Source organism: Pseudomonas sp. IPO3749 (assembly GCF_013386605.1).
Taxonomy (GTDB): domain Bacteria; phylum Pseudomonadota; class Gammaproteobacteria; order Pseudomonadales; family Pseudomonadaceae; genus Aquipseudomonas; species Aquipseudomonas azotoformans_A.
The window spans coordinates 15,909-42,765 of the sequence record NZ_JACARN010000031.1; the positions used below are offsets into that span (position 1 = coordinate 15,909).

The 26,857-nt window shown below is 61.6% G+C and carries 27 protein-coding genes; 11 read left to right on the forward strand and 16 right to left on the reverse strand.

What is annotated here, in order from left to right:
• Positions 1-7 precede the first annotated feature (7 nt).
• Complete coding sequence (locus HX812_RS13640) at positions 8-1,162, forward strand: DUF1624 domain-containing protein (protein ID WP_038846932.1); 1,155 nt, start codon at positions 8-10, stop codon at positions 1,160-1,162.
• A gap of 39 nt (positions 1,163-1,201) precedes the next feature.
• Here HX812_RS13640 and HX812_RS13645 read toward each other — a convergent pair whose 3' ends face one another.
• The 8 genes from HX812_RS13645 to HX812_RS13680 all read right to left on the reverse strand — a co-directional run bounded on the left by HX812_RS13645 (position 1,202) and on the right by HX812_RS13680 (position 8,774).
• A complete protein-coding gene (locus HX812_RS13645) occupies positions 1,202-1,810 on the reverse strand; it encodes a LysE family translocator (protein WP_038846934.1) in 609 nt (202 codons plus the stop codon).
• 148 nt (positions 1,811-1,958) lie between these two features.
• A complete protein-coding gene (locus HX812_RS13650) occupies positions 1,959-3,278 on the reverse strand; it encodes an OprD family porin (RefSeq protein ID WP_038846936.1) in 1,320 nt (439 codons plus the stop codon).
• 7 nt (positions 3,279-3,285) lie between these two features.
• A complete protein-coding gene (locus tag HX812_RS13655; RefSeq protein ID WP_038846938.1) occupies positions 3,286-4,119 on the reverse strand; it encodes a phosphodiesterase in 834 nt (277 codons plus the stop codon).
• A 9-nt stretch (positions 4,120-4,128) separates the two neighbouring features.
• Complete coding sequence (locus tag HX812_RS13660; RefSeq protein WP_038846941.1) at positions 4,129-5,160, reverse strand: ABC transporter ATP-binding protein; 1,032 nt, start codon at positions 5,158-5,160, stop codon at positions 4,129-4,131.
• Entirely contained in the window at positions 5,157-5,951 is a 795-nt protein-coding gene (locus tag HX812_RS13665) for an ABC transporter permease (protein WP_038846943.1), read from the reverse strand. The genes HX812_RS13660 and HX812_RS13665 overlap by 4 nt, the downstream gene beginning before the upstream one ends.
• Positions 5,948-6,766, reverse strand: a complete 819-nt coding sequence (locus HX812_RS13670; protein ID WP_038846945.1) for an iron ABC transporter permease — start codon at positions 6,764-6,766, stop codon at positions 5,948-5,950. The genes HX812_RS13665 and HX812_RS13670 overlap by 4 nt, the downstream gene beginning before the upstream one ends.
• Positions 6,767-7,771 (reverse strand): ABC transporter substrate-binding protein, encoded by a 1,005-nt coding sequence (locus tag HX812_RS13675; protein WP_033896710.1) that lies wholly within the window; start codon positions 7,769-7,771, stop codon positions 6,767-6,769.
• Positions 7,755-8,774 carry a LacI family DNA-binding transcriptional regulator gene (locus HX812_RS13680; RefSeq protein ID WP_038846947.1) on the reverse strand — a complete coding sequence of 340 codons (1,020 nt, stop codon included), beginning with the start codon at positions 8,772-8,774 and terminating at the stop codon, positions 7,755-7,757. Before HX812_RS13680 ends, HX812_RS13675 begins: the two co-directional genes overlap by 17 nt.
• A gap of 255 nt (positions 8,775-9,029) precedes the next feature.
• Here HX812_RS13680 and HX812_RS13685 point away from each other — a divergent pair, with 255 nt between their 5' ends.
• Together HX812_RS13685 and HX812_RS13690 are read left to right on the forward strand one after the other, a co-directional pair.
• The gene (locus HX812_RS13685) at positions 9,030-10,127 is read left to right on the forward strand and encodes a carboxynorspermidine decarboxylase (protein WP_038846950.1); all 1,098 of its coding nucleotides are present in this window, start codon (positions 9,030-9,032) and stop codon (positions 10,125-10,127) included.
• A 28-nt stretch (positions 10,128-10,155) separates the two neighbouring features.
• Positions 10,156-11,400 carry a saccharopine dehydrogenase family protein gene (locus HX812_RS13690; RefSeq protein WP_038846952.1) on the forward strand — a complete coding sequence of 415 codons (1,245 nt, stop codon included), beginning with the start codon at positions 10,156-10,158 and terminating at the stop codon, positions 11,398-11,400.
• A gap of 205 nt (positions 11,401-11,605) precedes the next feature.
• Here the strand turns inward: HX812_RS13690 and HX812_RS13695 are convergent, their stop codons facing one another.
• A complete protein-coding gene (locus HX812_RS13695) occupies positions 11,606-12,385 on the reverse strand; it encodes an IclR family transcriptional regulator (protein ID WP_016977166.1) in 780 nt (259 codons plus the stop codon).
• 215 nt (positions 12,386-12,600) lie between these two features.
• Between HX812_RS13695 and HX812_RS13700 the strand changes: the two genes are divergently transcribed.
• The 5 genes from HX812_RS13700 (at position 12,601) to HX812_RS13720 (ending at position 16,978) form a co-directional block, all read left to right on the forward strand.
• On the forward strand, positions 12,601-13,383 hold the full coding sequence (locus HX812_RS13700) for an ABC transporter substrate-binding protein (protein ID WP_038846953.1): 783 nt from the start codon (positions 12,601-12,603) through the stop codon (positions 13,381-13,383).
• On the forward strand, positions 13,380-14,048 hold the full coding sequence (locus HX812_RS13705; RefSeq protein WP_034106261.1) for an amino acid ABC transporter permease: 669 nt from the start codon (positions 13,380-13,382) through the stop codon (positions 14,046-14,048). The genes HX812_RS13700 and HX812_RS13705 overlap by 4 nt, the downstream gene beginning before the upstream one ends.
• Positions 14,045-14,797 (forward strand): amino acid ABC transporter ATP-binding protein, encoded by a 753-nt coding sequence (locus HX812_RS13710; protein WP_038846955.1) that lies wholly within the window; start codon positions 14,045-14,047, stop codon positions 14,795-14,797. Before HX812_RS13705 ends, HX812_RS13710 begins: the two co-directional genes overlap by 4 nt.
• The gene (locus HX812_RS13715) at positions 14,794-16,062 is read left to right on the forward strand and encodes an FAD-binding oxidoreductase (RefSeq protein ID WP_038846957.1); all 1,269 of its coding nucleotides are present in this window, start codon (positions 14,794-14,796) and stop codon (positions 16,060-16,062) included. The genes HX812_RS13710 and HX812_RS13715 overlap by 4 nt, the downstream gene beginning before the upstream one ends.
• Positions 16,063-16,474: 412 nt before the next feature.
• A complete protein-coding gene (locus HX812_RS13720) occupies positions 16,475-16,978 on the forward strand; it encodes a signal peptidase II (protein ID WP_038846958.1) in 504 nt (167 codons plus the stop codon).
• 42 nt (positions 16,979-17,020) lie between these two features.
• Here the strand turns inward: HX812_RS13720 and glsB are convergent, their stop codons facing one another.
• Together glsB and HX812_RS13730 are read right to left on the reverse strand one after the other, a co-directional pair.
• Complete coding sequence (gene glsB, locus HX812_RS13725) at positions 17,021-17,929, reverse strand: glutaminase B (protein WP_038846959.1); 909 nt, start codon at positions 17,927-17,929, stop codon at positions 17,021-17,023.
• Between the two features lie 157 nt (positions 17,930-18,086).
• A complete protein-coding gene (locus tag HX812_RS13730) occupies positions 18,087-18,497 on the reverse strand; it encodes a hypothetical protein (RefSeq protein ID WP_038846960.1) in 411 nt (136 codons plus the stop codon).
• A 110-nt stretch (positions 18,498-18,607) separates the two neighbouring features.
• Between HX812_RS13730 and HX812_RS13735 the strand changes: the two genes are divergently transcribed.
• Positions 18,608-19,450: a helix-turn-helix domain-containing protein gene (locus HX812_RS13735; protein ID WP_038846961.1), complete on the forward strand. Its 843-nt coding sequence runs from the start codon at positions 18,608-18,610 to the stop codon at positions 19,448-19,450.
• A 9-nt stretch (positions 19,451-19,459) separates the two neighbouring features.
• Here HX812_RS13735 and HX812_RS13740 read toward each other — a convergent pair whose 3' ends face one another.
• Genes HX812_RS13740 through HX812_RS13760 form a run of 5 tightly spaced genes read right to left on the reverse strand, consistent with a single transcriptional unit; the run spans position 19,460 to position 24,559 of the window.
• Positions 19,460-20,248: an ABC transporter ATP-binding protein gene (locus HX812_RS13740; RefSeq protein ID WP_038846963.1), complete on the reverse strand. Its 789-nt coding sequence runs from the start codon at positions 20,246-20,248 to the stop codon at positions 19,460-19,462.
• Entirely contained in the window at positions 20,242-21,231 is a 990-nt protein-coding gene (locus HX812_RS13745; protein WP_038846966.1) for an ABC transporter permease, read from the reverse strand. The genes HX812_RS13740 and HX812_RS13745 overlap by 7 nt, the downstream gene beginning before the upstream one ends.
• Positions 21,218-22,276, reverse strand: a complete 1,059-nt coding sequence (locus HX812_RS13750; protein ID WP_038846967.1) for an ABC transporter substrate-binding protein — start codon at positions 22,274-22,276, stop codon at positions 21,218-21,220. Before HX812_RS13750 ends, HX812_RS13745 begins: the two co-directional genes overlap by 14 nt.
• Complete coding sequence (locus HX812_RS13755) at positions 22,269-23,624, reverse strand: LLM class flavin-dependent oxidoreductase (protein ID WP_038846970.1); 1,356 nt, start codon at positions 23,622-23,624, stop codon at positions 22,269-22,271. The genes HX812_RS13750 and HX812_RS13755 overlap by 8 nt, the downstream gene beginning before the upstream one ends.
• Positions 23,621-24,559 carry an aliphatic sulfonate ABC transporter substrate-binding protein gene (locus HX812_RS13760; RefSeq protein ID WP_038846973.1) on the reverse strand — a complete coding sequence of 313 codons (939 nt, stop codon included), beginning with the start codon at positions 24,557-24,559 and terminating at the stop codon, positions 23,621-23,623. The genes HX812_RS13755 and HX812_RS13760 overlap by 4 nt, the downstream gene beginning before the upstream one ends.
• 245 nt (positions 24,560-24,804) lie before the next feature.
• Here HX812_RS13760 and HX812_RS13765 point away from each other — a divergent pair, with 245 nt between their 5' ends.
• Together HX812_RS13765 and HX812_RS13770 are read left to right on the forward strand one after the other, a co-directional pair.
• Positions 24,805-25,749: an aliphatic sulfonate ABC transporter substrate-binding protein gene (locus tag HX812_RS13765; protein ID WP_038846974.1), complete on the forward strand. Its 945-nt coding sequence runs from the start codon at positions 24,805-24,807 to the stop codon at positions 25,747-25,749.
• A 72-nt stretch (positions 25,750-25,821) separates the two neighbouring features.
• Positions 25,822-26,817, forward strand: a complete 996-nt coding sequence (locus tag HX812_RS13770; RefSeq protein ID WP_038846977.1) for a GlxA family transcriptional regulator — start codon at positions 25,822-25,824, stop codon at positions 26,815-26,817.
• Positions 26,818-26,857 lie beyond the last annotated feature (40 nt).

Consider the following 26,857-nt stretch of genomic DNA (forward strand, 5'->3'; position numbering starts at 1 on the left):
TTCGCCCATGACCGATGCTGTTCCCCTGCGCCAACGCCTGCTGTCCATCGATGCCCTGCGCGGCCTGGTGATCCTGTTCATGCTGCTTGACCACGTGCGCGAGACCTTCCTGCTGCACCGTCAGGTCAGCGACCCGATGACCATCGACAGCACCGAGCCCGCGCTGTTTTTCAGCCGCACCCTCGCCCACCTGTGTGCGCCAGTGTTTGTGTTGCTCACGGGTTTGTCGGCGTGGCTGTACGGCCAGAAATATCAGGGCCGGCGCGATGTGTCGGCGTTCCTGTTCAAACGTGGGCTGTTCCTGGTGGTGCTGGAGTTCACCCTGGTCAACTTCGCCTGGACCTTTCAGCTGCCGCCCAGCGTGATCTATCTGCAAGTGATCTGGGCGATTGGAGTGAGCATGATCGCCCTTGCGGCGCTGGTGTGGTTGCCGCGTCCGCTGCTGATCGTGTTGGCCGTGGTGATCATTGCCGGGCACAACCTGCTGGACGGGCTGCACTTCGACGCCGGTTCGGCACTGCATATTCCATGGACGATCCTGCATGAGCGTAGCTGGATCGAAGTGGGCGACTCGCTGCGCCTGCGCATCACCTATCCGGTGCTGCCGTGGATCGGTGTGATTGCCCTGGGTTACAGCCTCGGCCCGTGGTTTGCCCAAGGCATGCCGCCGGCGCTGCGTCAGCGTTATCTGTTGCTCGGCGGTATGAGTGCATTGATAGGGTTCGTGGTGTTGCGAGCAGCCAACGGGTATGGCGAAAAACCCTGGCAAGCCTATGACAATGGCGTGCAGACCCTGATGAGCTTTTTCAACATCACCAAGTACCCGCCTTCGTTGTTGTTTCTGGCGCTGACGCTGGGGATCGGCTTGCTGCTGTTGCTGGCGTTCGAGAAGGCGGGAAGCAAGCGTTGGATCGGCCTGCTCGCCACCTTCGGTGCAGCGCCGATGTTCTTCTATCTGCTGCACCTGTACGTGCTGAAAATCCTCTACGTCGCGTGTGTGGCACTGTTTGGCCTGAACCACGGCAACTACTTCGGCGTCGACGGCATGGGCGCCATTTGGCTGGTGGCGTTGCTGCTGCCGCTGGCGCTGTACGCGCCGGTCCATTGGTTCGCCGGGATCAAGACGCGACGCCGCGACCTGGCCTGGCTCAAGTACCTGTAGAAGCTCGATCTATGCGTGAGTCGAGGTGACAAGCCCCACTCATGTGGCGACCAGATGCACATAGAACGCGTGAAACATGAAATACGCACACACCGCCAGCGCCAGGCCCATGCAGCGGTTGAACACGGTAAACGCCGACGTCCCGTTGATCCGCCGCCCCAGCAATGCGCCGAGCAACGCATAGATCCACGGCGCACCAAATGCGCCAAAGGCCAGCAACGCCGACACCAGCGCAATCGACACCCCAGTGATATGCGCCGCCGGCAGCATGACGCTGGTGATCGGCAGCACCGCCATGATGCCCTTGGGGTTGAGCAACTGGATCACCAGGCCGTTCCAGAACGTGAGCGTCTTGGCCGGTGCGGTAGAGACTTTTTCATCGACCACCGTGCGCGCGGTGAACACCTGATAAGCCAAGTACAAGGTGTACACACCGCCAATCAACGAGATATAGGGCAACACCGCCTGGGAAATGATCGCCTCGCCGGTGTAGCCGAACAGCAAGAACAACACCAGCATCGCGCAGCCTACGCCGATGAAAAACCCGGTGGAGCGCCGGAACTGACCGGTGAGCCCGGCGTTGAGGCCCATGAAGTTCACAGGGCCGGGGCTGTACATGACGCTGAAGGCGTAGAGGAAGATGTCCATGGAAAACCTGCAATAGAGGGAGTGCGGCGAGTCTACTGAGGGGGGTTGGGGGGATTCTTGTACGTTTGTGGTGGGGCTGGATGGGGATGCTGCGCATCCCAGCGGGAGCAAGCTCCCTCGCCACAGGAAGCTCGCTCCGGCGAGGGCTTTACATCAACGGAATCGAGTAATTCACAAACACCCGATTCTGGTCCTGGTCGCGCGCCACTTCACTGCGCGACACGCCGTTGCGCCAACCGAACCCGACGTTCTTGAACGTGCCACTCTGCACCACGTAATCCAGCGAGATATCACGCTCCCACTCGCTGGCGTCGTTGCCGCTGGCGGTGAGGATGTGGTCGCCCTTCAAGTACATCACCGACGCCTTCAACCCCGGCACACCGAGTGACGCGAAGTCGTAGGCGTATTGCGCAAAGGCAGTGCGCTCGCCGGCCTGGATGAAGGTTTGCACGGTACGGTCGGTGTAGAGGTACAGGCTGGAACCGCCCTCCCCTTTGTTCACCAGGCCGCCCTGGTTGAGCTGGGCGAAGTTGCTGTCGTCCGAGACTTGCTGGTAGCCGGCGGTGATCGCGTGCGGGCCCAGGGAGTAGATGAACGCCGCGCTCCAGGTGTTGTTGTCGATTTCACCCGTGCCGTTCTTGGTGTAACCGCCGAGCTTGTAACCTTCGGCACGGCCGGCGGCGCTGCTGTTTTTGCCGTCGGAAGTGGTCTTGAAGTAGCGCAGGTCGGTTTTCAACGAGCCGTAGTCGCCCAGCGGCAATACGTGGATCAGCCCGGCGAAGTGCTGTTGGTAATAGTCTTCAAGGTTGGCGTAGTAGTACTGGACCATCAGGTCCTTGGTCACCTGGTAATCGGCACCGGCGTAGTTGAATTTGTTGCTTTCCTGGGTGCCGCCCGCCGCCGCCAGGCCGCTGCGGTCGCTGGAGCCACGGCCGGTGGTGTGTTGCAGTTGGCCGCCGATCAGGGTCAGGTTGTCGATGTCCTTGCTGGTGATTTGCCCGCCTTCGAACGACTGCGGCAACAGGCGGCCGTCGTTGCTCACCAGGATCGGCAGGTTCGGCCGCAGGTAGCCGTAGCGCAGTTCGCTCTTGGCAAAACGCGCCTTGGCCGTAGCGCCGCCACGGGCCCAGTTGTCGGTGGCCTTGCCGTCGTCGTTGGGGATCATCGAGCTGCCCACGTGGCGGCCGGCACCGCTGTCCAGGGTGATGCCGAGCATGCCGATGGCGTCGAGACCAAAACCGACGGTGCCGTCGGTGAAGCCCGACTGGTAGTTGAGGATAAACGCCTGGCCCCACTCTTCGGTCTTCGACGGTGCGGCGGTGCCGTCCCGGTTGTCGTTGTTGAAGTAGAAGTTGCGCATACTCAAATTGGCTTTGCTGTCACTCAAGAAGTCCGCCGACGCCAAAGGGCTCAGGGCAACGCCCAGGCCGCCGGTCAACACGCTTAACACATTCAAAGTGGCTTTCATCACAACCTCAGTCAATTAACCCATGAGCGTCATAAAACGGATACGGCCCCGGGTACTCCCCGAATACGCCGTTGTGGCTGATCAAACCCTGTTGCGCCTCCCAGCGATGCAACAGATAGCCCGCCGGCTCCAGGTTGAAATGCGCGGGCGCCGCTTCTTGTAGGTCCAACACGATCTGGTGCGAGGTGCCGGGGCACACACAACTCAGGCTGCCGCCAAAACGGCGCTGCATCGGCCGGTGCAAATGCCCGCACAGCAGGCGCTCGACTTGCGGATGGCGGGCGACCACCTGCTCCAGCGCCGCCGCATTGATGAAGGGCTCGCGGTCCATATGGCCGATGCCGCTGACAAATGGCGGGTGATGCAAAATCAGCAAGGTCGGCGCATCCGGGCGCAGCGACAATTGCGCGTCGAGCCAGTGCAATTGACTGTCGAGCAACTGGCCGCCGTGGCCGCCGGGGATGGTGGAGTCGAGGCCGATCAGGCGCAGCGGATGCTCGTCCACCACCCAGTCCAACGGCCCCTCTGCGGACACAGGCAAATACGCGTGATCCCGGAACGCCTCCAGCAGCGGCCCGCGCGTATCGTGGTTGCCGGGCACCAGGTAGCACGGCATGTGCAGGCGGGCGAGTTCGGGGTGCAGCACGGCGTATTCATCGGCGCGGCCGAAGTCCACCAGGTCACCGCTGATCACCACGATATCGGGGCGTGGGTAACTGGCGTTGAGGTGGTCGACGGCGCGGCGCAGTGCGCCCAAGGTATCGACCACCCCATAAGTGAGGCGCTGGCCGGCTTTAAGGTGCAGATCGCTGATCTGCGCGACAAGAAACGGACGATTCACAGTAGATTCTCAAGCATTCAGGGTGAACAACATGTGCGGCGCAATCGCCAGGGCGATCGGCGCGCCGACGGCGTACAGCTGGTTGTCGCTGCTGTCGACCAACAGCGGTTGCGGGCCGCCCACATCCACCAGCAGGCGGCTTTGTGCGCCCTGGAAAAACTGCGCCAACAGACGGCCATGCAAGTGCCCTTCTCCCTCCATCACCTTCAGGTGTTCCGGGCGGCAATAAACCGTGCTGGGCCGCTCGGCGGCCTGCCACGGCAACTCGCCGCCGTGGACTTTCAAGCCATGGGCCGAGAGCTCGATTACCGCAAAGGCATTGAGGTTGCCGACGAAGCCCGCGACGAAGGCGTTGGCGGGTTTCTGGTAGATGTCACGCGGGCTGGCCAGTTGCGCGACACGGCCGTGCTCCATGACCAGGATGCGGTCGCCCAGGGCCATGGCTTCACCCTGGTCGTGAGTGACGAACACCGAGGTGATGCCAAGGCCGCGCAGCAGGTCATTCAGTTCGCTGCGCAGGCGTTCGCGCAATTGCGCGTCGAGGGCCGCCAGAGGTTCGTCCAGCAACAGCACTTTCGGACGCGGCGCCAAGGCACGGGCCAATGCCACGCGCTGGCGCTGGCCGCCGGAGAGTTCGTGGATGCTGCGCTTGCCGTGATGCTGCAAGCCCACCAGCTCCAGCAACTCGTCGCAGCGTTTGTTGCGTTCAGGCACCGACATCCCGCGAATCTTCAAGCCGTAGACGATATTTCCCGCCACATCCAGGTTGGGAAACAACGCGTAGTTCTGGAACACCATGCCCACATCACGGCGCTCGATGGGCAGGCGCGTCACGTCCTGGTCACCGAACAACACCTGGCCCACATCCGGACGCTCCAGGCCGGCGATCAGGCGCAAGGTGGTGGTCTTGCCACAGCCGGACGGGCCGAGAATCGCCAGGGTTTCGCCGCCTTCGACGGTCAGATTCAAGTCATGCACGGCCACGGTGCCGTCGGCGAACGCCTTGCGACAGCCTTGCAGGCGGATAGTGATAGCGGTCATCGACGCTCTCCACGGGACAAACGGGCGCTGATGGCCTGCAACGCAATCAGCAGCGGCACGATCATCAGCAAAAAGATAAGGGTGTAGGCGCTGGCGATTTCCAGGCGCGCCGAGGCGTAGCTGTCGGCCAGGCCCACGGGCAGCGTCTTGGTCATGGGGGTGTGGAGCATCCAGGTCAGGTTGAATTCACCCAGGGACAAGGTCACCACCATCAGCACGCCGGCCAGGATTCCCGCGCGGCAGTTAGGCACCACCACACTGAAAAAGCGCTTGATCGGACCGGCCCCCAAACTGGCCGCCGCCTCTTCCAGCACCGGCAGTTGCTGGCGTTGCATCACCGCCATCACCGGGCGTACCAAAAACGGCAAGGTGAACAGCACATGCCCGACCAGGATGAACAGCCAACTGCTGCGAAAGCTGCCGAACTGGCCGTAGGTGAGCAGCAACGCCAACGCACTGGCCAACCCCGGCATGGCCACGGGCAGCACCATCAGTTCTTCGAAGGCGCGGCTGAAGCGGTTGTTCATCCGCACCAGGGCGTAGGCCGCCGGCACGCCGATCACGCAGACACACACCGCGCAGGCCAGCGCCAATTGCAGCGACAACCACACGGTGGGCGAATAGGCCTGCCACACCTGGACCAACCAATCGAAGGTCAAGCCGCTGGACAGACCGACGAAGAAGTTGCGGGTCAAACCCGCCAGCAACGACATCACCACCGGCACCAACATGAAGGCGCACACCAGCAGGGTAAACAGCAGTTGCAGCACAAACAGCGATGAGCGTTTCACAGCACAGTCCCCGCGTTTTTCACCAGGCGCCGCGTCAGCAGCAACACCGCCCAGGTCACCCCGCCCAGCACCACTGACAGCGCAGCGGCGACGGCAAAGTTGGCGTAGTTGGTGAATACGTTGTAGATCGCCACCGGGGTGACATTCAGGCGCGTGCCCAAGGTAAACGCCGTGCCGAAGGCGCCCATGGACGTGGCAAAACAGATCGCCCCGCAGGACGCCAACGCGGGCGCCAGGCCCGGCACGATCACGTCACACACCACGCGCCAGTGCCCGGCACCCAGGGAGTGCGCGGCTTCTTCCAGGCTGCGATCAAGGCTCTCGCAGGCCGCCATCACCGTGAGGATCACCCGTGGGATCGAGAAGTACAGGTAGCCCACGAACAGCCCCGCCAGCGAGTAGGCAAAGATCCAGCGCTCGCCAGCCAGTTGCAGGCCCAGTGAGGCCAGCAGGCCTTGACGACCGGCCAGCAGAATCACCAGGAAGCCGACCACCACACCGGGAAAGGCCAAAGGAAAAGTGAGCAACGCCACCAGCGCCGAGCGCCCGAAAAACTGGTGCCGGGCGAGGAACACACCGCTGATACCGCCGATCACCAGCGCCACCAGCGTCACCACCACGGCCAGGATCAGCGTTTGCCCAAGGCTGCCCAGATACTGCGCGCTGCTGAGCACCTGCCAGTAACCGCTACCATTGCTGTCGCGACTCTCGGCGCCGAGCACCATCAAGTGCGCCAGCGGCAACAGCCAAAAGGCGAGCAGCACCGCAAAGGCCGGGGCCAATGCCCAGGCGGCATGTTTTGCCGATGCTGCCACTTACTTGACCTCGTTCAGGTAACGGGCGGCGAAGGCTTCCTGCACAGCGGCCATTTTTTCGTAGTCCACTACCCCGGCGCGGGCGTAGTCGCTGTCGGGCAGGAACTGTGCGGCCACGTCAGCCGGCATTTTCATTGGGCGCACTGGGCGCAGGTAGGCCTTGGCCCAGAGTGCCTGGCCTTCGTCCGACAACACGAAGTCGAGGACCTTTTGCGCATTGGCGCGGTGCGGTGCGTTGGCCACCAGGCTCATCACGTAGGGCACGCTGATGCTGCCTTCCTTCGGGATCACGAAGGCGACATTAGCCTTGTCTTTGTAGCGTGCGCGGTAGGCGTTGAAGTCGTAGTCCACCAGGATCGGCAACTCACCGGACAGCACCCGCGCATAGGCCGTTTGCTTGGGCACGATGGGCGCGTTCTTCGCCAACTTCTGGAAGTAGTCGATGGCCGGTGCGAAGTTGTCCAGGTCTCCGCCTAAAGCGCGGTTGATCGCCACGGCCGAGACGTAGCCGACGAAGGCACTGGACGGGTCGAGGTAACCAACCATGCCTTTGTATTCGGGCTTGAGCAGGTCGGCCCAGCTTTGCGGCACCGGCAAACCACCCAGCGCATCAACATTGACCATGATGCCCAAGGTGCCGGAGTGGATCGCGAACCAGTGGCCGGCCGGGTCTTTCAAGCCAGCGGGAATCTGCTCCCAGGCCTTGGGTTTATAGGTGTCGACCACCTCGGCTTTTTGCGCCTGCAGGCCGAAGGTCACGCCGTAGTACACGACGTCGGCCACCGGCGCGGCTTTTTCCGCCACCAACTGCGCCAGGGACTGGCCGGAGTTCTTGTTATCCAGCGGTACTTGCACGCCGGTGCTGGCGGCGATGGCCTTGAGCTGGGTGCCCCAGTCGGCCCAGTCCGGCGGGCAGTTGTAGCAGATCGCGGTTTCGGCGGCCTGGGCCAGGCTGGCCGCACCGCACAGCAGCACGGCTGCCAGGGTTTTACTGAGTGCGCGCATCAAGGGTTTCCTCGTGGGGTTGAGTACTGTCGCCCGGCCGGATATGGCAAGGCAGGCAATGGGACGTCGGAGCGTTGCCGGCGATCTGCGCCAGCAGTTGGTCAATCACGGTGCTGGCCAGCAAGGCGATGGGCTGCACCACGCTGCACAGGGTCGGGTGCATCTGGGTGCCGAGGCTGATGCCGTCGAAGCCCATCACCGACAGTTGTTCGGGCACGTTCCAGGCGTTGCGGCGCAGTTCGGCGATCAGGCTGATCGCCAGGAAATCGTTGGAGCACACCAATGCAGTCGGGGCCTCGGTGCCTCGCAAAAAGGGTTCGATGGCGGCGAATTCGGCCTGGGTGTGGGCCGGCATTTCGATCACCGCGCGGGGTTCCAGGCTGTATTCGCGCATGGCGTCGCAATAACCGGCGTAGCGCAGGCGGGCACGGTCGGACTGCAACGCAGGGCCGGCGACCATGCCGATGCGTCGGTGCCCCGCTTCCAGCAGGTAACGCGTGGCCAGCGCCATGCCCGCGCGGTTGTCCACTGACACGGCGCTGTAGTTGGGATTGCTCGGTTGGTGATAAGCCAGCACGAACGGGGTTTGCTCGGTGTTCAAGCTGCTGAGCACGCTGTTGCTCTCGGCATCGGTGACCGTCAGCACCAGGCCATCGACGCGCTGGCGCAGCAGTTCTTCCACCACGATACATTCGCGCTCGCTGCTGTAATCGGTGGTCGCCAGCAACAGGCTGTAGCCCCGCGCCCGAGCGGCGCGTTCCATGGCCTGGAACTGTTCGGCAAACACCGGGTTGAGCAGGTTCGGCACCACCACACCAATCAACTGGGTGGTTTGCAGGCGCAGCTGGCGGCCCAGCAGATTGGGTCTAAAACCCAGCTCACGGGCGGCGGCGAACACTTGCTCACGGGTGGTCGGGCGCACCTGGTCGGGGGAAGCAAAAGTGCGGGCGGCGGTGGCGCGGGATACGCCCGCCAGCCGGGCTACGTCTTTCAGGTCAGTCATTGTCACTCGCTTGAGATCGATCTCATTGGCGAGGACAGTAGCGGGGGAATGTGGCAGTTCGGCGGTAAGGAGATGACAGTTTGATGGCACCTGGCTTGCTACCCATTGATCCGGGGTATGCCCATAGATGGTCATACTCAGCGGGTATCATTGAAACCAAGGGCAGCAAAATCCGCCCACTAACCTTTCGATTCGATCCAAGTGCGGGCACAATGCGTGTCCTTTTTTGGCAGGCACCGCCGCAGGCTCTCAAAAATGATCAAAACGCCGTACTACCTCATCGATAAACAGAAGCTTCTGGTCAACATGCAGAAGATTGCTTACGTGCGCGAGCAGTCCGGCGCCAAGGCGTTGCTGGCGCTCAAGTGCTTTGCCACCTGGTCGGTGTTCGACCTGATGCAGCAATACATGGACGGCACCACCTCGTCGTCGCTGTATGAGCTCAAGCTCGGTCGCCAGAAGTTCGAAGGCGAGGCGCACGCCTACAGCGTGGCCTGGGCCGACGATGAAATCGAAGAGATGCTGGATAACTGCGACAAGATCATCTTCAACTCGATCAGCCAATTGCAGCGTTTTGCCGCACGTTCCGAAGGTAAGACCCGCGGCCTGCGCGTCAACCCGCAGGTGAGCAGCTCCGACTACCTGCTGGCCGACCCGGCGCGCCCGTTCAGCCGCTTGGGTGAATGGGACCCGGTGAAGATCGAAGGCGTGATCGAACAGATCTCCGGCTTCATGTTCCACAACAACTGCGAGAACGGCGATTTCAGCCTGTTCGACAAGATGCTGGGCACCATCGAAGAACGCTTCGGCGCACTGCTGCATAAGGTCGAGTGGGTCAGCCTCGGCGGCGGCATCCACTTCACCGGTGAAGACTATGCGGTGGACGCGTTCTGCGCACGCCTGAAGGCGTTCTCCGAAAAGTACGGCGTGCAGGTGTACCTGGAACCCGGCGAAGCGGCGATCACCAACAGCGCCTCCCTGGAAGTCACCGTGCTCGACACCCTCTACAACGGCAAGCACCTCGCCGTGGTAGACAGCTCCATCGAAGCCCACTTGCTGGACCTGCTGATCTATCGCCTCAATGCCAAGCTGGCGCCAAGCGACGGTGAACACACCTTCATGGTGTGCGGCAAATCCTGCCTGGCCGGGGACATCTTCGGCGAGTATCAATTTGATCGTCCGCTGGCCATCGGCGATCGGCTGTCGTTCATCGACACCGCAGGCTACACCATGGTCAAGAAAAACTGGTTCAACGGCCTGAAAATGCCGTCCATCGTAGTGAAACAACTCGACGGTACAGTCGAGCTGGTTCGTGAATTTGGTTACGACGACTACCTGTCCAGCCTTTCGTAAGCTGGCGGATAAAGGAGAGATAAAGCAATTGAAAAAGAACGTTCTTATCATTGGTGCAGGAGGTGTCGCCAAGGTGGTGGCCCACAAGTGCGCGCAGCACAACGACGAACTCGGTCGTATTGCTATCGCGTCGCGCAACATCTCCAAATGCCAGGCCATCATCGACAGCGTCAAGGCCAAGGGTAGCCTCAAGGTTCCCGCCGACATCCAAGCCTTCGCGCTGAACGCCCTGGACGTGGAAGCGACCAAGGCCCTGATCCGCGAGACACAATCGCAGATCGTCATCAACGTAGGTTCCGCGTTCCTCAACATGTCGGTACTGCGTGCCTGCATCGACACGGGCGTTGCCTACCTCGACACCGCCATCCACGAAGAGCCGGGCAAGGTCTGCGAGACCCCGCCGTGGTACGGCAACTACGAATGGAACCACCTGGAAGAGTGCAAACAGAAGAACATCACCGCCATCCTTGGCGTGGGCTTCGACCCGGGTGTCGTCAACGCGTACGCCGCGCTGGCGCAGCAACAGCATTTCGACCGTATTGATTCGATCGACATCCTCGACGTCAATGCCGGCTCCCATGGCAAATACTTCGCCACCAACTTCGACCCGGAAATCAACTTCCGCGAGTTCACCGGACAGGTGTGGAGCTGGCAGAACAGCCAGTGGACCAGCAACACCATGTTCGAAGTCAAACGCACTGATGACCTGCCGGTCGTCGGTTCGCAGAACCTCTACCTCACCGGCCACGATGAAGTGCACTCGCTGTCGAAAAACCTCGACGTGCCCAACGTGCGTTTCTGGATGAGCTTCGGCGAACACTACATCAACGTGTTCACCGTGCTGAAAAACCTCGGCCTGCTCTCCGAAAAACCGGTCACCACCGCCGAAGGCCTGGAAGTCGTGCCGTTGAAACTGGTCAAGGCCGTGCTGCCCGACCCGTCTTCGCTCGCCCCCGGCTACACCGGCAAGACCTGCATCGGTGACCTGGTCAAAGGCACCAAAAATGGCCAGCCCCACGAGATGTTCATCTACAACGTGGCCTGCCATGAAGAAGCCTTCGCTGAAACTGACAGCCAGGGCATCTCCTACACCGCAGGTGTGCCACCGGTGGCCGCTGCGCTGCTGGTTGCCCGTGGCGAGTGGGATGTGAAACACATGGCCAACGTCGAGGAACTGCCGGCTGAGCCGTTCCTGAAGGCGCTGGACGTGATGGGGTTGCCGACTCGGATCAAAGACGAGAATGGTGATCGGGCTTGGGATGCGATTGCCTGATAGGCGATAGCGACCCGAACAAAAAAATGCGCCTCCAGGGGCGCATTTTTTTTGGGCCAACATGGCCCTCACGACCAATGAGGTCAACTGTGGGAGCTGGCTTGCCTGCGATAGCCGTGTGTCAGACAGCACATCTGGTACTGCAAGACCGTTATCGCAGGCAAGCCAGCTCCCACATTTGATCTCCAGCGGATGTGAGATAGATTCATTCGAGGTTGCGCGCCGAATTACTCAGAGCCCTAGAACATTGCAACAACGCCGGCGCCAACTGCTTCTCTGCATCCGCCCTGCTCCACCGACTGGTCGGCGCCACCACATGCACCGCCGCCACCGGTCGGCCATTGGCGCCCAGCACTGGCGCGCCGATGGTCATGTCGCCCAGGAACAGCTCCTGGCCATTCACCGCGTAGCCCTGCTCGCGCACCTGTTGCAACGACTCCAGAATCTGCTCGACGTCAGTCAGCGTCTGGCTGGTGTGGGCAATGCGCTGGCTGTTCTCGATCAACACCAACGCCTCCTCCTGCGGCAACGCGCTCAAATACGCGCGCCCCGACGCCGTGCAATACATCGGCACACGCGAACCGATCGGCATGTGCACCGGCACGAACCCTGAGCTGACGAAACGCGCGATATAGGTCATGTCGTAGCCCGCAGGCTCGGTTAGGCATGACGTCTCGCCGGTCAATCGCGTCAGCTCCGACAGAAACGGATTGGCCACCTCGATCAACGAATGCGCATCCAGATAACTGAAACCCAACTCCAGCACCCGGGGTGTGAGTTGGTAATGCCGTGTGCGGGAGTGTTTCCGAAGGTAACCCAGGCTTTCCAGGGTAAACACCATGCGCTGGGCCGAGCTTTTGGTCATGCCGGCGGCCTCGGCCACCTCTGCAAGGCTCATGCTGCGGCGCTGTGCGCTGAATGCCTTGAGCACCGACAGGCCTTTTTCCAGGGATTGGTTGTGCAGACTGTTGCGTTCTTCGGACATGGAGGACTCGCGGTCAGGTCGATCAGGCGTGGCGTTATTTTTACCTCAAATCACAAAAATAGACCATTAAATATCGCATATCGATACGAACAGTTCATTTTGTCGATTTTTAATAGCGAATATCGATTCTTATCAATCGAAATGGCACAGAGCTTGCGATTTCATCAATAACCGCTCGCGGTACTGACGATCCGTTTTCCTTCTGGAGTAACCCGATGAACAGTCTTTCGCCCTTGTTTCGCCGCCTTGCCTTCGGTCTGTGCGCCGCCGTTTGTGTCAGCGCCGCGCACGCAGACAGTGCGTCCTCGTACAAAGTCGGTGCAACGGCCAGTGGCTCGCCGTTTACCTTTCTTGACATCAAGAGCAACAGCATCCAGGGCGTGATGGTGGATGTGGCTGAGGCCGTGGGCAAGGCTGGCGGGTTCACCAGCCAGATCGAACAGACCAACTTTGCCGCGCTGATTCCGTCGCTCACCTCGGGCAAGTTGGACTTCATTTCCGCCGGCATGCTCAAGACCGAAGAGCGCACCAAGGTGGTCGACTTCAGCGCCCCGGTGTATGCCTACGGTGAAGGCCTGATCGTCAATGCCGACGACAACACCGCCTACCCGGAACTTATGCCACTCAAGGACCAAGTGGTCGGCGTGCAAGCCGGCACCGTCTTCTATGACCAACTGAACAAGCTCGGTATTTTCAAGGAAATCCGCACCTACGACTCCATCGGCGAGATGGTCCGCGACCTGTCCCTGGGCCGCATCAAGGCTGCCGTGGGCGACCAGCCGGTGGTGGCCTACCAGATCCGCCAGAAGTTGTTCAAAGGCGTGAAACTCGCCCCGGACTACAAGCCCACCAATGTCGGCGAAGTGTGCCTGGTGGTGCGCAAGGGTGACGCACAAACCCTGGAGCGCCTGAACACCGCTATCGCCAGCATCAAGGCCGACGGCACCCTGGACAGCATCCTCAAGAAGTGGGGACTTGATACCCAGGTGCGCCCATGAACCCGGCTGAGTTCCTGCAAAACGCCCAGGACTTCTTGCCGATCCTGCTGCAAGGCGCCTGGGTGACGATCCAGATCACGGTGCTGTCGTTCCTGCTCAGCAGCGCGATCGGCCTGGTGCTGGCGCTGCTCAAGCTGTCGCCGATCCGCGCGCTGTCGTGGACGGCCAGCACCATCATCAACGTGATCCGTGGCCTGCCGATCATTGTGCAGCTGTTCTACATCTACTTTGTGCTGCCGGACATGGGTGTGCACCTCACCGCGTTCTACGCGGGCGTGATCGGCATGGGCATCGCCTACTCGGCGTACCAGGCCGAGAACTTCCGCACCGGGATCATTGCCGTCGAACAGGGCCAGCGTGAGGCCGCCGAAGCCTTGGGCATGCGCTCGGCACTGATGATGCGCCGGGTGATCCTGCCGCAAGCGTTTCGCATCGCCCTGCCGCCCTACGGCAACACCCTGGTGATGATGCTCAAGGACTCGTCGCTGGTATCGACTATTACCGTGGCCGAGATGACCCGCCAGGGCCAACTCATTGCCTCGTCCACCTTCCAGAACATGACCGTCTACACCCTGGTCGCCCTGCTCTACCTGCTGATGAGCCTGCCGCTGGTGTATGGCCTGCGTCGTATGGAACAGCACCTGGGCCGGAGGAAAAAAGCATGATCGAAATTCGCCAACTGCAAAAACATTACGGCAGCCACCGCGTGCTGCACGGCGTCGACCTGGACGTGGCCAAGGGCGAAGTGGTGTGCCTGATCGGCCCTTCGGGTTCAGGCAAGTCCACCTTGCTGCGCTGCATCAATGCGCTGGAAGCTTATGACGGCGGCGTCATCACCGTGTTCGGCCAAACCGTACAACGCGGCAGCAAGACCGTGCACGCCCTGCGCAGCCGCATGGGCATGGTGTTCCAGCGCTTCAACCTGTTCCCCCATCGCACCGTGCTGGAAAACGTCATGGAAGGCCCGGTGTATGTCAAAGGCGAACCTGCGCAACAAGCCCGCGAGGAAGCCCTGGTGTTGCTGGAAAAAGTCGGCTTGAGTGCCAAGGCCGACGCCTACCCGGAGCAACTCTCCGGTGGCCAGCAACAACGCGTAGCCATCGCCCGCGCCCTGGCGATGAAACCCGAAGCGATGTTGTTCGACGAACCCACCTCGGCCCTCGACCCGGAGCTGGTGGGCGATGTGTTGGCGGTGATGCGCACCCTGGCCGATGAGGGCATGACCATGATCGTGGTGACCCATGAAATGGGTTTTGCCCGCGAAGTGGCCGACCGCGTGTGCTTCCTGCATGGCGGCTACATCGTCGAAAGCGGTGCGGCGGAGCAGGTGCTGGGCAATCCGCAGCATCCACGCACCCAGGACTTCCTGCGCCGTGTGCTGCATCCCACTGGCGATACGCGGAGCCTGTCATGAAATCATTGTGGTCCGCGACCGCACCGTCGGTGGTGCCGACGCCTGCGTTGAGTGAATCGGTGAAGGTCGATGTGGCGATTGTCGGTGCGGGCTATACCGGCTTGTCCACGGCGCTGCATTTGGCCGAGCGAGGCGTGAGCGTCTGCGTGTTGGAAGCCAATGAGCCGGGTTGGGGGGCGTCCGGGCGCAACGGTGGGCAGGTCAACCCCACCCTCAAATATGACCCGGAACAACTGGTGCAGATGTATGGACCGGAACGTGCCGAGCCGTTGATCTCAACCGTGTCGAACTCGGCGGACCTGGTGTTCAAGCTGATCGAAAAACACCGCATCGATTGCGCGCCGATACGCAAGGGTTGGATGCAGGTGTCGTACACCGAAAAAGGCGTCGCCGGGTTGCATGCGCGAGCAGATCAGTGGGCCCGGCGTGGTGTGCCGGTGCAGCGGTTGGATGCTGCGGCGGTAGCTTTACGCATGGGCAGTGACGCGTTTGCCGGTGGTTGGCTGGACGGCCGCGCCGGCGCGATTCAGCCGTTGGCGTATGCCCGTGGGTTGGTGGGCGCTGCGTTGGCGGCAGGTGTAAGGATTCATGGGCAGAGTGCGGTGACAGGCTTGCAGCGTCAGGGGTTCGGCTGGCAATTGCAGACCGCCTCCGGTGCGCAGGTGACCGCTGACCAAGTGGTGCTCGCCACCAACGGCTACAGCGGCAACCTGTGGCCGGGCATGGCGCAAAGCATCCTCGCGGCGAACAGTTTTATCGTCGCGACCAAGCCTCTGACGGGGCATGCAGCCGAGAGCATTTTGCCGGGCAAGGAAACCGTCTCTACCGCACAAAGGCTGCTGCTGTACTTTCGCAAAGACAGCCATGGCCGCTTGCTGATGGGCGGACGCGGGCTGTTCAACGACCCCACTTCGCCCACCGACTTTGCTCACCTGGAGCGTTCGTTGGCGCTGCTGTTTCCGCAGTTGGGGCCATTGGAATTCGAATACCGCTGGGCTGGGCGAATCGCGATCACGCGGGACTTCATGCCCCATGTCCACGAACCTGCGCCAGGCCTCACGTTGGCGCTGGGTTGTAATGGTAGGGGGATTGCGTTGTGTACCAGCCTGGGGCAGCAACTGGCGGGGCGGTTGTGTGACCGCAAGGCAGAGTTTGCCTACCCGGTGACGCCGTTGCAGCGCTTGCCGATGCATGGGTTGCAGCGGTTTTATATCGGGGCGGGGGTGGCTTGGTATAGCTTGTTGGATCGGCTCAATATCAGCTGATATGCGATCCAGGACTTTTCCCACAAGGGTTTCAGGTTGTCGCTCGGAACCTGGCTAATTAACCTCTCCGCCGTCGCTGCCAATTCGGCGTCCGGATTTGACCGTCTGACTTTGTTAACGAACTGCTACGCCCTGCACCCGCCTTAGGCGTTTTTTTGTGCCTGAGGTATTGTGTCGCGGCAGTTGTGCGCGGGATACCTTCGGGTATGCCGGGTTCGTTGACAACCGGTCGGTCAACCCGCGTACAGCTGCCACCCTCTTCGTTTGACCGCGTACGTTGGTAGCTCCACTTGTCAACAGAGTTTCACCACCCAAATCCCCCAGAAACACTCTTCACCGTACGTAGACGACATAAGGCGCCTGAGCTATCTTCGGACGCCTTATCGATCGACCCGGAACAGGAAGTCACCGCTTGAGCACGTCGTCCCTACTGCGAAGCCGCACCTTTGCCCTCTTCGCAGGCATCGCCTTTGTTGCCATAGACCAGCTCGTCAAACTACTGGCCCTGGTTTCACTGCAAGCCAACAGCTTCAAATTCGGCGCCAGCCCCCTCAACCTCGCGCTGGAACTGAGCCTGAACCCAGGCGCCTTCCTGAGCCTGGGCGCGGCGCTACCGTCGCAGGTCAAACAGCTGATCTTTATCGTGGGTGTGGCGGTCGTGGTGGCTTGGGCGTTGGGGTGGTCGCTTTCCAATTGGAACCAACCGCTGCGTAAAGTCTTGCCACTGTATGCGATTGCGCTGGGCGGTATCGCCAACCTGATTGACCGCGTGTTTCGCGACGGGCATGTGGTTGACTACATGGTGCTGAATGTTGGGCCGACGCACACTGGCGTGTTCAATATTGCTGATATCGCTATTACGGCCGGTGCCTTGTTTTTGATGCTCGATCTAATCGTAAAACCACGCAAAGCCTGATGATCTGGGGAATTCAGGGCAACGGCCATCAATTCCCCGCACTCAAAACACCGACCACCCAATCCGCTCGCTCAACAACTCCAACGCCTTCATCCCCGCCAGCGAATTCCCCGCCGCGTTCAACTCCGGCGACCACACGCACACTGTGAACTGCCCCGGCACCACCGCGACAATCCCGCCCCCTACCCCGCTCTTGCCGGGCAACCCGACGCGATAGGCAAAATTGCCCGCCTCGTCATACAGCCCGCTGGTGGCCATGATCGAGTTGACCTGCTTGGTCTGGCGGGCCGTCAAAATCTGCTCGCCGCTGTGGGCGCTTATGCCTTCGTTGGCCAGGAAACTGAACGCGCGGGCCAAGTCCAGGCAGCTCATCTGCAACGCGCAGTAGTTGAAGTAGCTGTGCAGCACCGCATCCACGTCATTGTGGAAGTTGCCGAACGATTTCATCAGATAGGCCATGGCCGCGTTACGCGCACCGTGTTGCGCTTCGGACTCGGCGACGATGCTATTGACCAGGATTTGCGGGTTACCCGACAGGCGCCGCACAAAGTCGCGCATCGACAAGATCGGCACGGCAAAGCGCGACTGGTTGATGTCGCAGATCACCAGCGCACCGGCATTGATGAATGGATTACGCGGGCGGCCGCGCTCGAACTCCAGTTGCACCATGGAGTTGAAAGGCTGTCCGGAAGGCTCATGCCCCAGGCGCTCCCAGATGGTTTCACCGCCGTGGTCGATGGCTTGCACCAGGCTGAACACCTTGGAAATGCTCTGCACCGAGAACAAGGTGTCGGCGTCGCCGGCGCAATAGGCCGCGCCATCGTTGCCGTACACGGCGATGCCCAGTTGGTTGGCCGGCACGTCGGCCAATGCGGGGATGTAGTCGGCAACCTTGCCGAGGCCGATCAGGGGGCGCACTTCGTCGAGGATCGAGGAGAGCATCGCCTGCATGTCTTGTCCGGTCATTTGTCTTTGAATCGGTGGAAAACGAGGCGCGGAGGATACCTGAAACACCCAGGTCAGGTGGCGTACTACAGAACGTGAAGCCTCCCCCGTCCCCCCTGTGGCGAGCGGGAACCTCCTCGTCACAGCGCGACCGTGCGGGCGTTCAGAAGTGCGCCACATCCGACACCCGCTCATCCAGCACATCCCGCGCCAGCGCCCAGGCCTGGTCCTTGGATTCCACCACCAACAACGGATAGCCCCAGGCCTTGCCGAACATCACGGCAAACGGCTTGAGCGCCAGGCGCTGTGCAGCGCTGGGTTCCACCTGGATCATGCCTCGGACGTAGGTGCGCAGCGCCTGCTTGTTTTTCTTCATCCAGATCGAGGCTTGCTTGCGCTCTTCGTGGGAGTGTTCGTGGTTGTTTTCGTCCACGGATTTTTCATGCAGCAGCAGGAAGGGTTGCTGGCGGGCCAGCAGGTTTTCGAAGACCAGGAAGGCATCTTCCGGCCCGCCCTCGTTGGGCGCGTCGAAAACGATTTTGACCACCGGGAATGTTGTGCTGTCGAGTCGCATGGCAGAGCTCCTTGTTGAGAATGGCTCTCACTTTAACGACCCACCCACTAGACGGCATTGCACAGAATAGCCAGACTGTTTCGCAATTCAGCCAACCTGCGATCCTTCTCATGAAACACCATCGCCTTGAAATGCATGACCGCTCGATGGTCAAGGATGCAGATCTATTCCCCCGCGCGGTGGTAGCCGTGGGCGCCACCAGCACGTCGGACACCTGGGAGCATGCGCAGCACGCCCACCGCAAGGGCCAGTTGCTGTACACCCTGCGCGGGGTCATCCATTGCGAGATCGAGGCGGGTATCTGGATCGTGCCACCGCAATGCGCACTGTGGATTCCCGGCGGTACGTCCCATGCGGCACGCGGCTCCGGCGAAGCGGAAGTCTATTGTCTGTTGATCGACCCCGACGCCGCCTGCGCCCTGCCCCCGCAATGCTGCACCCTGGCCGTGTCAGGGCTGTTGCACGAGCTGATCAGCAAGGCCGTGAGTTTCCCGCTGCTCTACGACGAAAGCGGCGCCCAGGGCCGCTTGATCAACACCTTGCTGGATGAGTTGGCCGCTGCACCTGTCGAAGCCTTGCACTTGCCGATGCCTCAGGACCCGCGATTGCGCCGACTGGCCGATAGCCTGCTGGCCGAACCGGCAGACAAGGCCACGCTTAGTCAATGGGCCGTGCGCATCGGCATGAGCGAGCGCAGCATGACGCGCCTGTTGCTGGAGGAACTGGGGCTGAGTTTTGGCCGCTGGCGCCGGCAGTTGCATGTGATCTTGTCACTGCAACGGCTGGCCAAGGGTGAGAGTGTGCAGCGCGTGGCCCTGGACTTGGGCTATGAGAACGCCAGCGGTTTTATCACCATGTTCCGCAAGACCATGGGCCAGCCGCCGGCGCGTTACCTGGCAGACCGTGCCGGGGCCTTGAATGCCCTTGCGCCGGCGACGATTGCGCTCAACTGAGCCCGCGGGTTACCAGTTTTCGCCCAGCCCCAGCAAACCCAGGATCTGCCGCCGCAAGTCCACCAGATATGGATCATCCCGGTGCCGAGGATACGGCCGTTCGATGGTCAACTGCGCCTGGATTTTCGCCGGACGGTCGCTGAACACGATCACGCGGTTGGCCAGCAGCAAGGCTTCTTCCACATCATGGGTCACCAGCAACGCCGTGTAGCCCTGGCGTTGCCACAGGTCGATCAGCTCTTTTTGCATGGTGATGCGGGTCAGTGAGTCGAGTTTGCCCAGGGGCTCGTCGAGGATCAGCAGGCGTGGTTGATTGACCAGTGCGCGAGCCAAGGCAACCCGTTGCGCCATGCCGCCGGACAGCTGCGGTGGATACGCGCGGGTGAACTGGCTGAGGCCGACTTTTTCCAGGGCTTCATCGACCTTGGCCGAATGGCTCTTGAGCAGGCCCTGGGCTTCCAGGCCGACGGCGACGGTGTCCCACACCCGGCGCCATGGGTAGAGCGTCGGGTCCTGGAACACCACCACGCGGCTCGGGTCCGGGCCGGTGATGGCGGCACCGTCGGCCAACAAGCGGCCGGAGTCCGCCGGTTCCAGGCCGGCCACCAGACGCAGCAAGGTTGACTTGCCGCACCCCGAAGGCCCGAGCAGGGCCACGAACTCGCCGGGTGCCACGTCCAACGAAACCCGTTCCAGCACCGGCAGATGCTGGCCGTCCAAGGCAAAGCCATGGCTGAGGTTTTCGATGCGCAACGCCAAACCCTCCGACGCCGATACGGCGTGTGCCCGGGCTACCATTTCATCGATCCTTTCTGCCAGGCCAATAACCGGTCACGCACCAGGAACAAACCGGTGATCAACCCCGAACAGGCGAGTGCCATGATGAGCAAGGCGGCGTACATATTCGCGTAGGCGGCCCAGCCCTGGGCCCATTGCAGGTACCAGCCGATGCCGGATTTAACGCCCATCATCTCCGCCACCACCAAGGTCGAAAACGACGCGCCCAGGCCCATGAACAAACCGACAAATACATGCGGCAAGGCTGCGGGAATCGCCACCTTGAAAATCAGGAAACCTTGCTTGGCGCCGAGGGTGCGGGCCACGTCGTAATAGGCTTTATCCACGCTCGCCACGCCCGACCAGGTGAGCACCGTGACCGGAAACCAGGTGGCCAGGGCGATCAGGAATACGCTGGCGCTCCAACTGCTCGGAAACAGGAAAAAGCACAGCGGCAATAATGCCGTCGACGGCACCGGGCCGAGGATGCGCAGTACCGGGTGCAGCCAGTAGCCGATGCGCGTGGACCACCCGATCGCCACACCCGCAATGAACCCGGTGATCGCCCCCAGCGCCACGCCCGAACCCAGCAGCAACGCCGAGTGCAGCAGGCTGTCGGCCAGGCGTGCGTAGTCTTCGATATACACCGCCAGCAAGGCCTGGGGCGGCGCAAAAAACGGCACCGGCAACAGCGCCAGTTTGGCGGTGAGCAGCTCCCAGATACCCAGCAGCGCCGGCAAGGCAATCAGCCAGGGACCCGCGTTGCGCAGACGCAGGCCCAGCTTCGCTACCTTGCGCCCCAACAGGCTCAACACGACGAACAGCGCTGCGATGCCCACGCTCAGATTGGCCAAGCCCTGGGTCATCGGCCAGTTACGCGTCGCGTTGGGCCAGTAGCTGATCAGCAACGCGACAGCCAGCCAGGCCCCGACCACTGCCACATCCTGCCACCCGACTTTGTAGACCAGGGCTGGCGCCAGAGTTGTTGCATCAGCTGAAGACATCGGCGGTGATCTCCTTGGCAAACTCCACCGGGTCAGTGCTCTTGCTGATCACTTCGACGGTTTTCAGGTCGGTCACGTAGGTGAGGATTTCCTGGGTCAGCGCCGCGCCCACCGCGTGATGGCCGTGGGTGTGGTCGTGGAGGATCGCCTGCACTTCCTCTACCGACGTATTCAGCGCATGGGCCTGGAAGCCTTTGGCGACTTCTTCGGGGTGCTGCACGGAATAGTCGTGGGCTTCCAGAATCGCTTGGGTCAGCGCCGCAACCACGCGTTTGTCTTCGCGTACCAATTTGCCGGTGACGCCGACCACGCAGCAGCTGAGGTTGGCGTATTCCTCCACCAGGTTGGTGGACAGTTCACGGGCCACGCCGGATTTGATCAGGCGGTACATGAACGGGTCACTGCCACTCACCGCCTGCACTTCGCCGCGCTCCAGGGCCGTGCCGAGCAGGTCGGCCGGGTACAGGCGCCACTCCACGTCGCGCACCGGGTCCACGCCGTGTTTTTTCAGCAGGATCGAGAAGAAATTGCGGTCCGGGCTGGCCATATCGGTCACGCCGATGGCCTTGCCCTTGAGGTCTTCCAGCTTGCTCACGCCGCCATTCGCCGCACTGAGCAAACGCAGGCAACCACCATGGGTGCCCGCCGTGAGTTTTACGTCAAAACCCTGCTCCAGGGCCTTGAGCCAACGCAGCGCCATGCCCACGCCCGCGTCGGCTTTACCGGTGGCGATGGCTTCCAGCAGCACCTCGGTGGAGTTGCCGAAGTTGACCAACTCCACGTCCAGATTGTGCTTGGTAAAAAAGCCCTGGCCGTGGGCGATTACTACGGGTGCCAGGCACACGGCGTTGAGGTTGACTGCCAGTTTCAACTTGCGTGGCGCGTCGAGGCGGATGAATTCACCGGTGCCGGCGGGTTCCTGTGAAGTGTTATGGCCAGCGTGTTCGTCAGCGGCGAAACCCAGGCGTGGCAGCGACAGGCTGGCCAGGGTGATACCGGCCAGGCCGAGTAGGCGGCGGCGGGTTAAATGATCGAAATCAGCCATGCGAAATATCCTTTTTATCAATTCTGTTGTTGAGATCAGCCAATCCCAAATGCTCGCGCAACGTCGCCCCTTCGTACGCCGTGCGAAACAATCCCTTGCGCTGCAAATGTGGAATCACGCTCTCGACAAACTCGGTGAACGAGCCCGGCAGGTACCCCGGTGAAATCACAAACCCATCGCATCCACCCTGCTCAAACAGCTCGGCCAATTGATCGGCCACCTGTGCCCCCGTGCCCACCAGCTGCGGCACGCGCACGCTGCTGGCGAAGATGCGCCCGAGTTGTTCCAGGGTGGTGTCCGGGCCCTGCATCAACAGCTTCTCGGCGGCAGCCGGGTGGATCAGCGGCGACTGGGCGATCTCAGCCAGCGTCGCCGAAAGCGGGAATGGCGACAGGTCGACATTCAACTGTGAAGCCAATGTCACCAGCCCCAACTCAGGCCGCGCCAAAGCGTTGTGTTTGTCGCGCTTGGCCCGGGCCTCGGCCTCGCTGCCACCAATAAACGGCATCACCGCCGTCAGCACCTTGCAGCTGTCAGCCTCACGGCCTTGCTGCACCACCTGCGCACGCACGTCATCGCGAAACGCACGCATCGCCGCCAAGTGCGGGTGGATGGTAAAAATCGCCTCGGCCCACCGCGCGCCAAAGCGCCGACCACGCCCGGAAGAACCGGCCTGGATCAGCACCGGTCGGCCCTGGGGTGTGCGTGGAATATTCAGCGGGCCTTCAACCCGGAACCACTCGCCCTGATGCTGCACCGAACGGATCAACGCGGGGTCCGCCAACACCCCGCTTTGGCGATCCAGCTTCAGCGCGTCCTTGCCCCAGCTGTTCCAGAGTTTGAGCGCGACTTCGACAAACTCATCGGCGCGGTCATAACGCAGGTCGTGTTCCAGGTGCTTGTCCTTGCCGAACAGGCGCCCTTCGCTGTCGTTCATCGAAGTGACGATATTCCACGCCGCACGGCCCTTGGACAGATGGTCGAGGGTGGCGAATTCACGGGCGATGTGCGCCGGTTCGTAATAGGTGGTAGAACGGGTCGCACCGAGCCCCAGCTTGGAGGTCTTGCCGACCAGGTAAGAGAGGATCGGCAACGGGTCCAGCCGCGTGGCGTCCTGGGCGCCGTAGCGCAAGGCGAACTCGCGGGAGCCACCCATCTGGTCGCCCACGGCCAGGCGATCAGCGAAGAACAGGAAGTCGAACATCCCCTCCTCCACCACCTTGGCCACCCGTGCGTAGTACTCGGGGTCGAGGTAATTGCCGACGGTTTCCGGATGGCGCCACACCGCGTGGCTGTGCACCACCGGCCCACTCAACAGGAACGCAGATAAATGGATTTGGCGGCTCATGGTTTTGGCGTCCACACAGTGATTGCGCTGACCTTCAACGGCTTGGGAATCAGCTTGGCGGCGTAGTAGGTGTCGGCAATGCGCTGTTGCTCGGCGAGGTTTTCCAGCTTGACCGGGATGATGTCGTAGCTGCGGCGGCTATTGGCGCGCTCTACCGTGGCCGGGGCGATGTTGCCCCACAGCGGGCCGAGGATTTCAGCAGCTTCCTTGGGGTGGGCCTTCACCCATTGGCCGGTCTCGCGCAGGGTGTCGAAGGTCACCTGCAACACGTCCGGATGAGCCTTGGCGAATTTCGTCGTAGCCAGGTAGAAGCGGTTGTAGTCGGCCAGGCCGTCCTTGCCGTCGGCAATCACTCGCACGTGGTGGTCCAGTTGCTGGGTGGCGAGGAACGGGTCCCAGATCACCCAGGCATCCACGCTGCCATTGGCGAAGGCGGCACCGCCGTCCGGGGCTTCCAGATAACGGGGGGTGATATCGGCCAGGGTCAGGCCAGCTTTTTTCAGGGCCGAGATCAGCAAATAGTTGCTGCCCGAGCCCTTGGACACGGCGACGGTCTTGCCCTTGAGGTCGGCGATGCTGTGGATCGACGATGTGTCCTGCACGATGATCGCCTGGGCGCCCGGCGACGAGTTTTCCTGGGCGTAGTAGGTCAATGGCGCGTCGGCGGCCTGGGTGAACAGGGCAAAGGCATCGGCCACATCGGCATGGAGGTCGACGCTGCCGGCGTTCAAGGAACTGAGCAAACCGGTGCTGAATTCATGCCAGTTCACGGTGAAGCCCAGCGGTTTGAGGCGCTGTTCCAACTGGCCATTTTGCTTGAGCAGGATCCACAAGGTGGACGAACGCTGGTAGCTGATGTCCAGGGTTTGCTCGGCTTGGGCCGCCGCCGCGGCGAACAGCAGACTGGCGGTAACGATAAGTTTCTTGAACGTCATGGAAGGCCTTGGCGTGAGAGAAATAGAAGGAGCTGCATATGCCAAAAAACCGCGTAAGGCCTGGCAGAAAAACTCATTCGATTATATTAACGACGAGAAATGATGAAAGAATCTTATAATTCTATGGTTATGCCCAATTCGTCGGATCGCGGGAAAAGCGCCCTAAGCTAAGATCTAAAGAGTATTTAACGAATGGTTTTTAGAACTTTAAGCTCGACGCTATTTCGTTGAAGATCGAGCTCGCCATGTCCATACGTCGTCCCCTCGCCGCGGTACTCGGGTTGCTGGCCTTTTCTGTCGCCGTGAGCGCCGAGGCCCAGGAAACCGTGCGCATCGGCTACCAGAAATCCTCGACCCTGATCACCCTGCTGAAAACCCAGGGCACCCTGGAAAAAGCCCTCAAGGCCGACAATATCGATGTGAGCTGGCATGAGTTCCCCAGCGGCCTACCGCTGCTCGAAGCGCTCAACGTGGGCAACGTCGACATCAGTGCCGACGTGGCCGACACCGTGCCGATCTTCGCCCAGGCCGCCCAAGCCAAACTCACCTACTTCGCCCAGGAAGCACCCTCGCCCTCAGCCCAAGCCATCGTGGTGCGCAAGGACTCGCCGATCCAGCAACTGGCGGACCTCAAAGGCAAGAAAATCGCCGTGACCAAGGCGGCGGGCACCCACTATTTGTTGATCGCGGCGTTGGCCAAGGCGGGCCTGGAGTTTTCGGATATCACGCCGGCTTATTTGACCCCTGCTGATGGTCGCGCGGCGTTCGAGAACAACAAGGTGGACGCCTGGGTTACCTGGGAACCCTTCCTCACCAGCGTGCAGCGCCAACTGCCGACACGGACCCTGGCCGACGGCGCCGGCTTGGCCAGTTACAAGCGTTACTACCTGACCGGCACGCCTTACGCCAAAGCTCACCCGGAGGTGTTGAAGGTGGTGTATGAGCAGCTGGAAAAAGCTGGCCAGTGGGTGAAAACCAACCCGCAGGACGCGGCCAAGATACTCGGCCCGCTGTGGGGCAACCTGGATGTGGCTACCGTTGAAGCGGCCAATGCGCACCGCAGCTACCAAGTGCAACCGGTAACGCTCGACCAACTGGGCGAGCAGCAGAAAATCGCCGATGCCTTCTTCAAGGCGGGACTGCTGCCCAAGGCAGTGGATGCCAAGGATGTGCAGACCTGGAAGCCTTGAGGGGGTGAGCAAGGAGTGCGGTAAATGGTACAACGGCTGAGCCTTGCTCCCCGTCTCCAGGATAACGCCCCCATGTCACCGATCGTTCCACTCGCTCAAACGCGTACCCTGGTGTTCCTGGCCTACCCGCAAATGGGCCTGCTCGACCTGACCGGCGCCCAGACCGTGTTCTGGGCCGCCACCAAAGCCATGGCCGAACGCGGCTTGCCGGGGTACGTGATGCACACCGCCAGCCTGGCTGGAGGCTTGATGCAGACCGCCGAAGGCTTGAGCGTAGACACGGTGGCACTCGGCCAATTGGCTGATACGCCCATCGACACCCTGATCGTGCCTGGCGCCCCGGCCATTCAACAGGCGATGGCGGCCAATACAGAACTGGTCGAATGGCTGCGCATCGCCTCGGCCACCGCCGGGCGCACTGCCTCGGTGTGCAGCGGCACCTTTCTGTTGGCGATGGCCGGTTTGCTCGACGGCCGCCGCGCCGCGACCCACTGGGCCATGTGCGACATGCTCAAGCACGGCTTCCCGGCTATCGTGGTGGACATGGACGCGATCTTTATCCAGCAGGGCAATGTGTGGACCTCGGCCGGCGTGACAGCGGGGATCGACCTGGCATTGGCCCTGGTCGAAATCGACTGCGGCCGCGATGTGGCGTTGCAGGTGGCCCGCGAGCTGGTGGTGTTCCTCAAGCGCCCCGGCGGGCAGGCGCAGTTCAGCCAACTGCTGCAGGCACAGACCGATGACAGCGCGGGTTTTGATGAACTGCACCTGTGGGTTGCCGACAACTTGCAGGACTCGGACCTGTCCGTGGAGCGTCTGGCGCACCAGGCCCAGATGAGCCCGCGCAACTTTGCGCGGGTCTACAAACAACGCACCGGGCGCACACCGGCCAAGGCCATCGAGTTGTTCCGCATGGAAGCGGCGCGCCGCCTGCTGGAAGACTCGGACCGCAATATCGACCAGATCGCCCGGCTGTGTGGGTTCGGCGATGAGGAGCGGATGCGGTATACCTTTCACCGCCACCTGACGATTTCGCCACGGGAGTATCGGGAGCGGTTTTCCCGCTAGGTTGTTGAGGTGATCTGGCTTCTTGTGGTGAGCGGGCTTG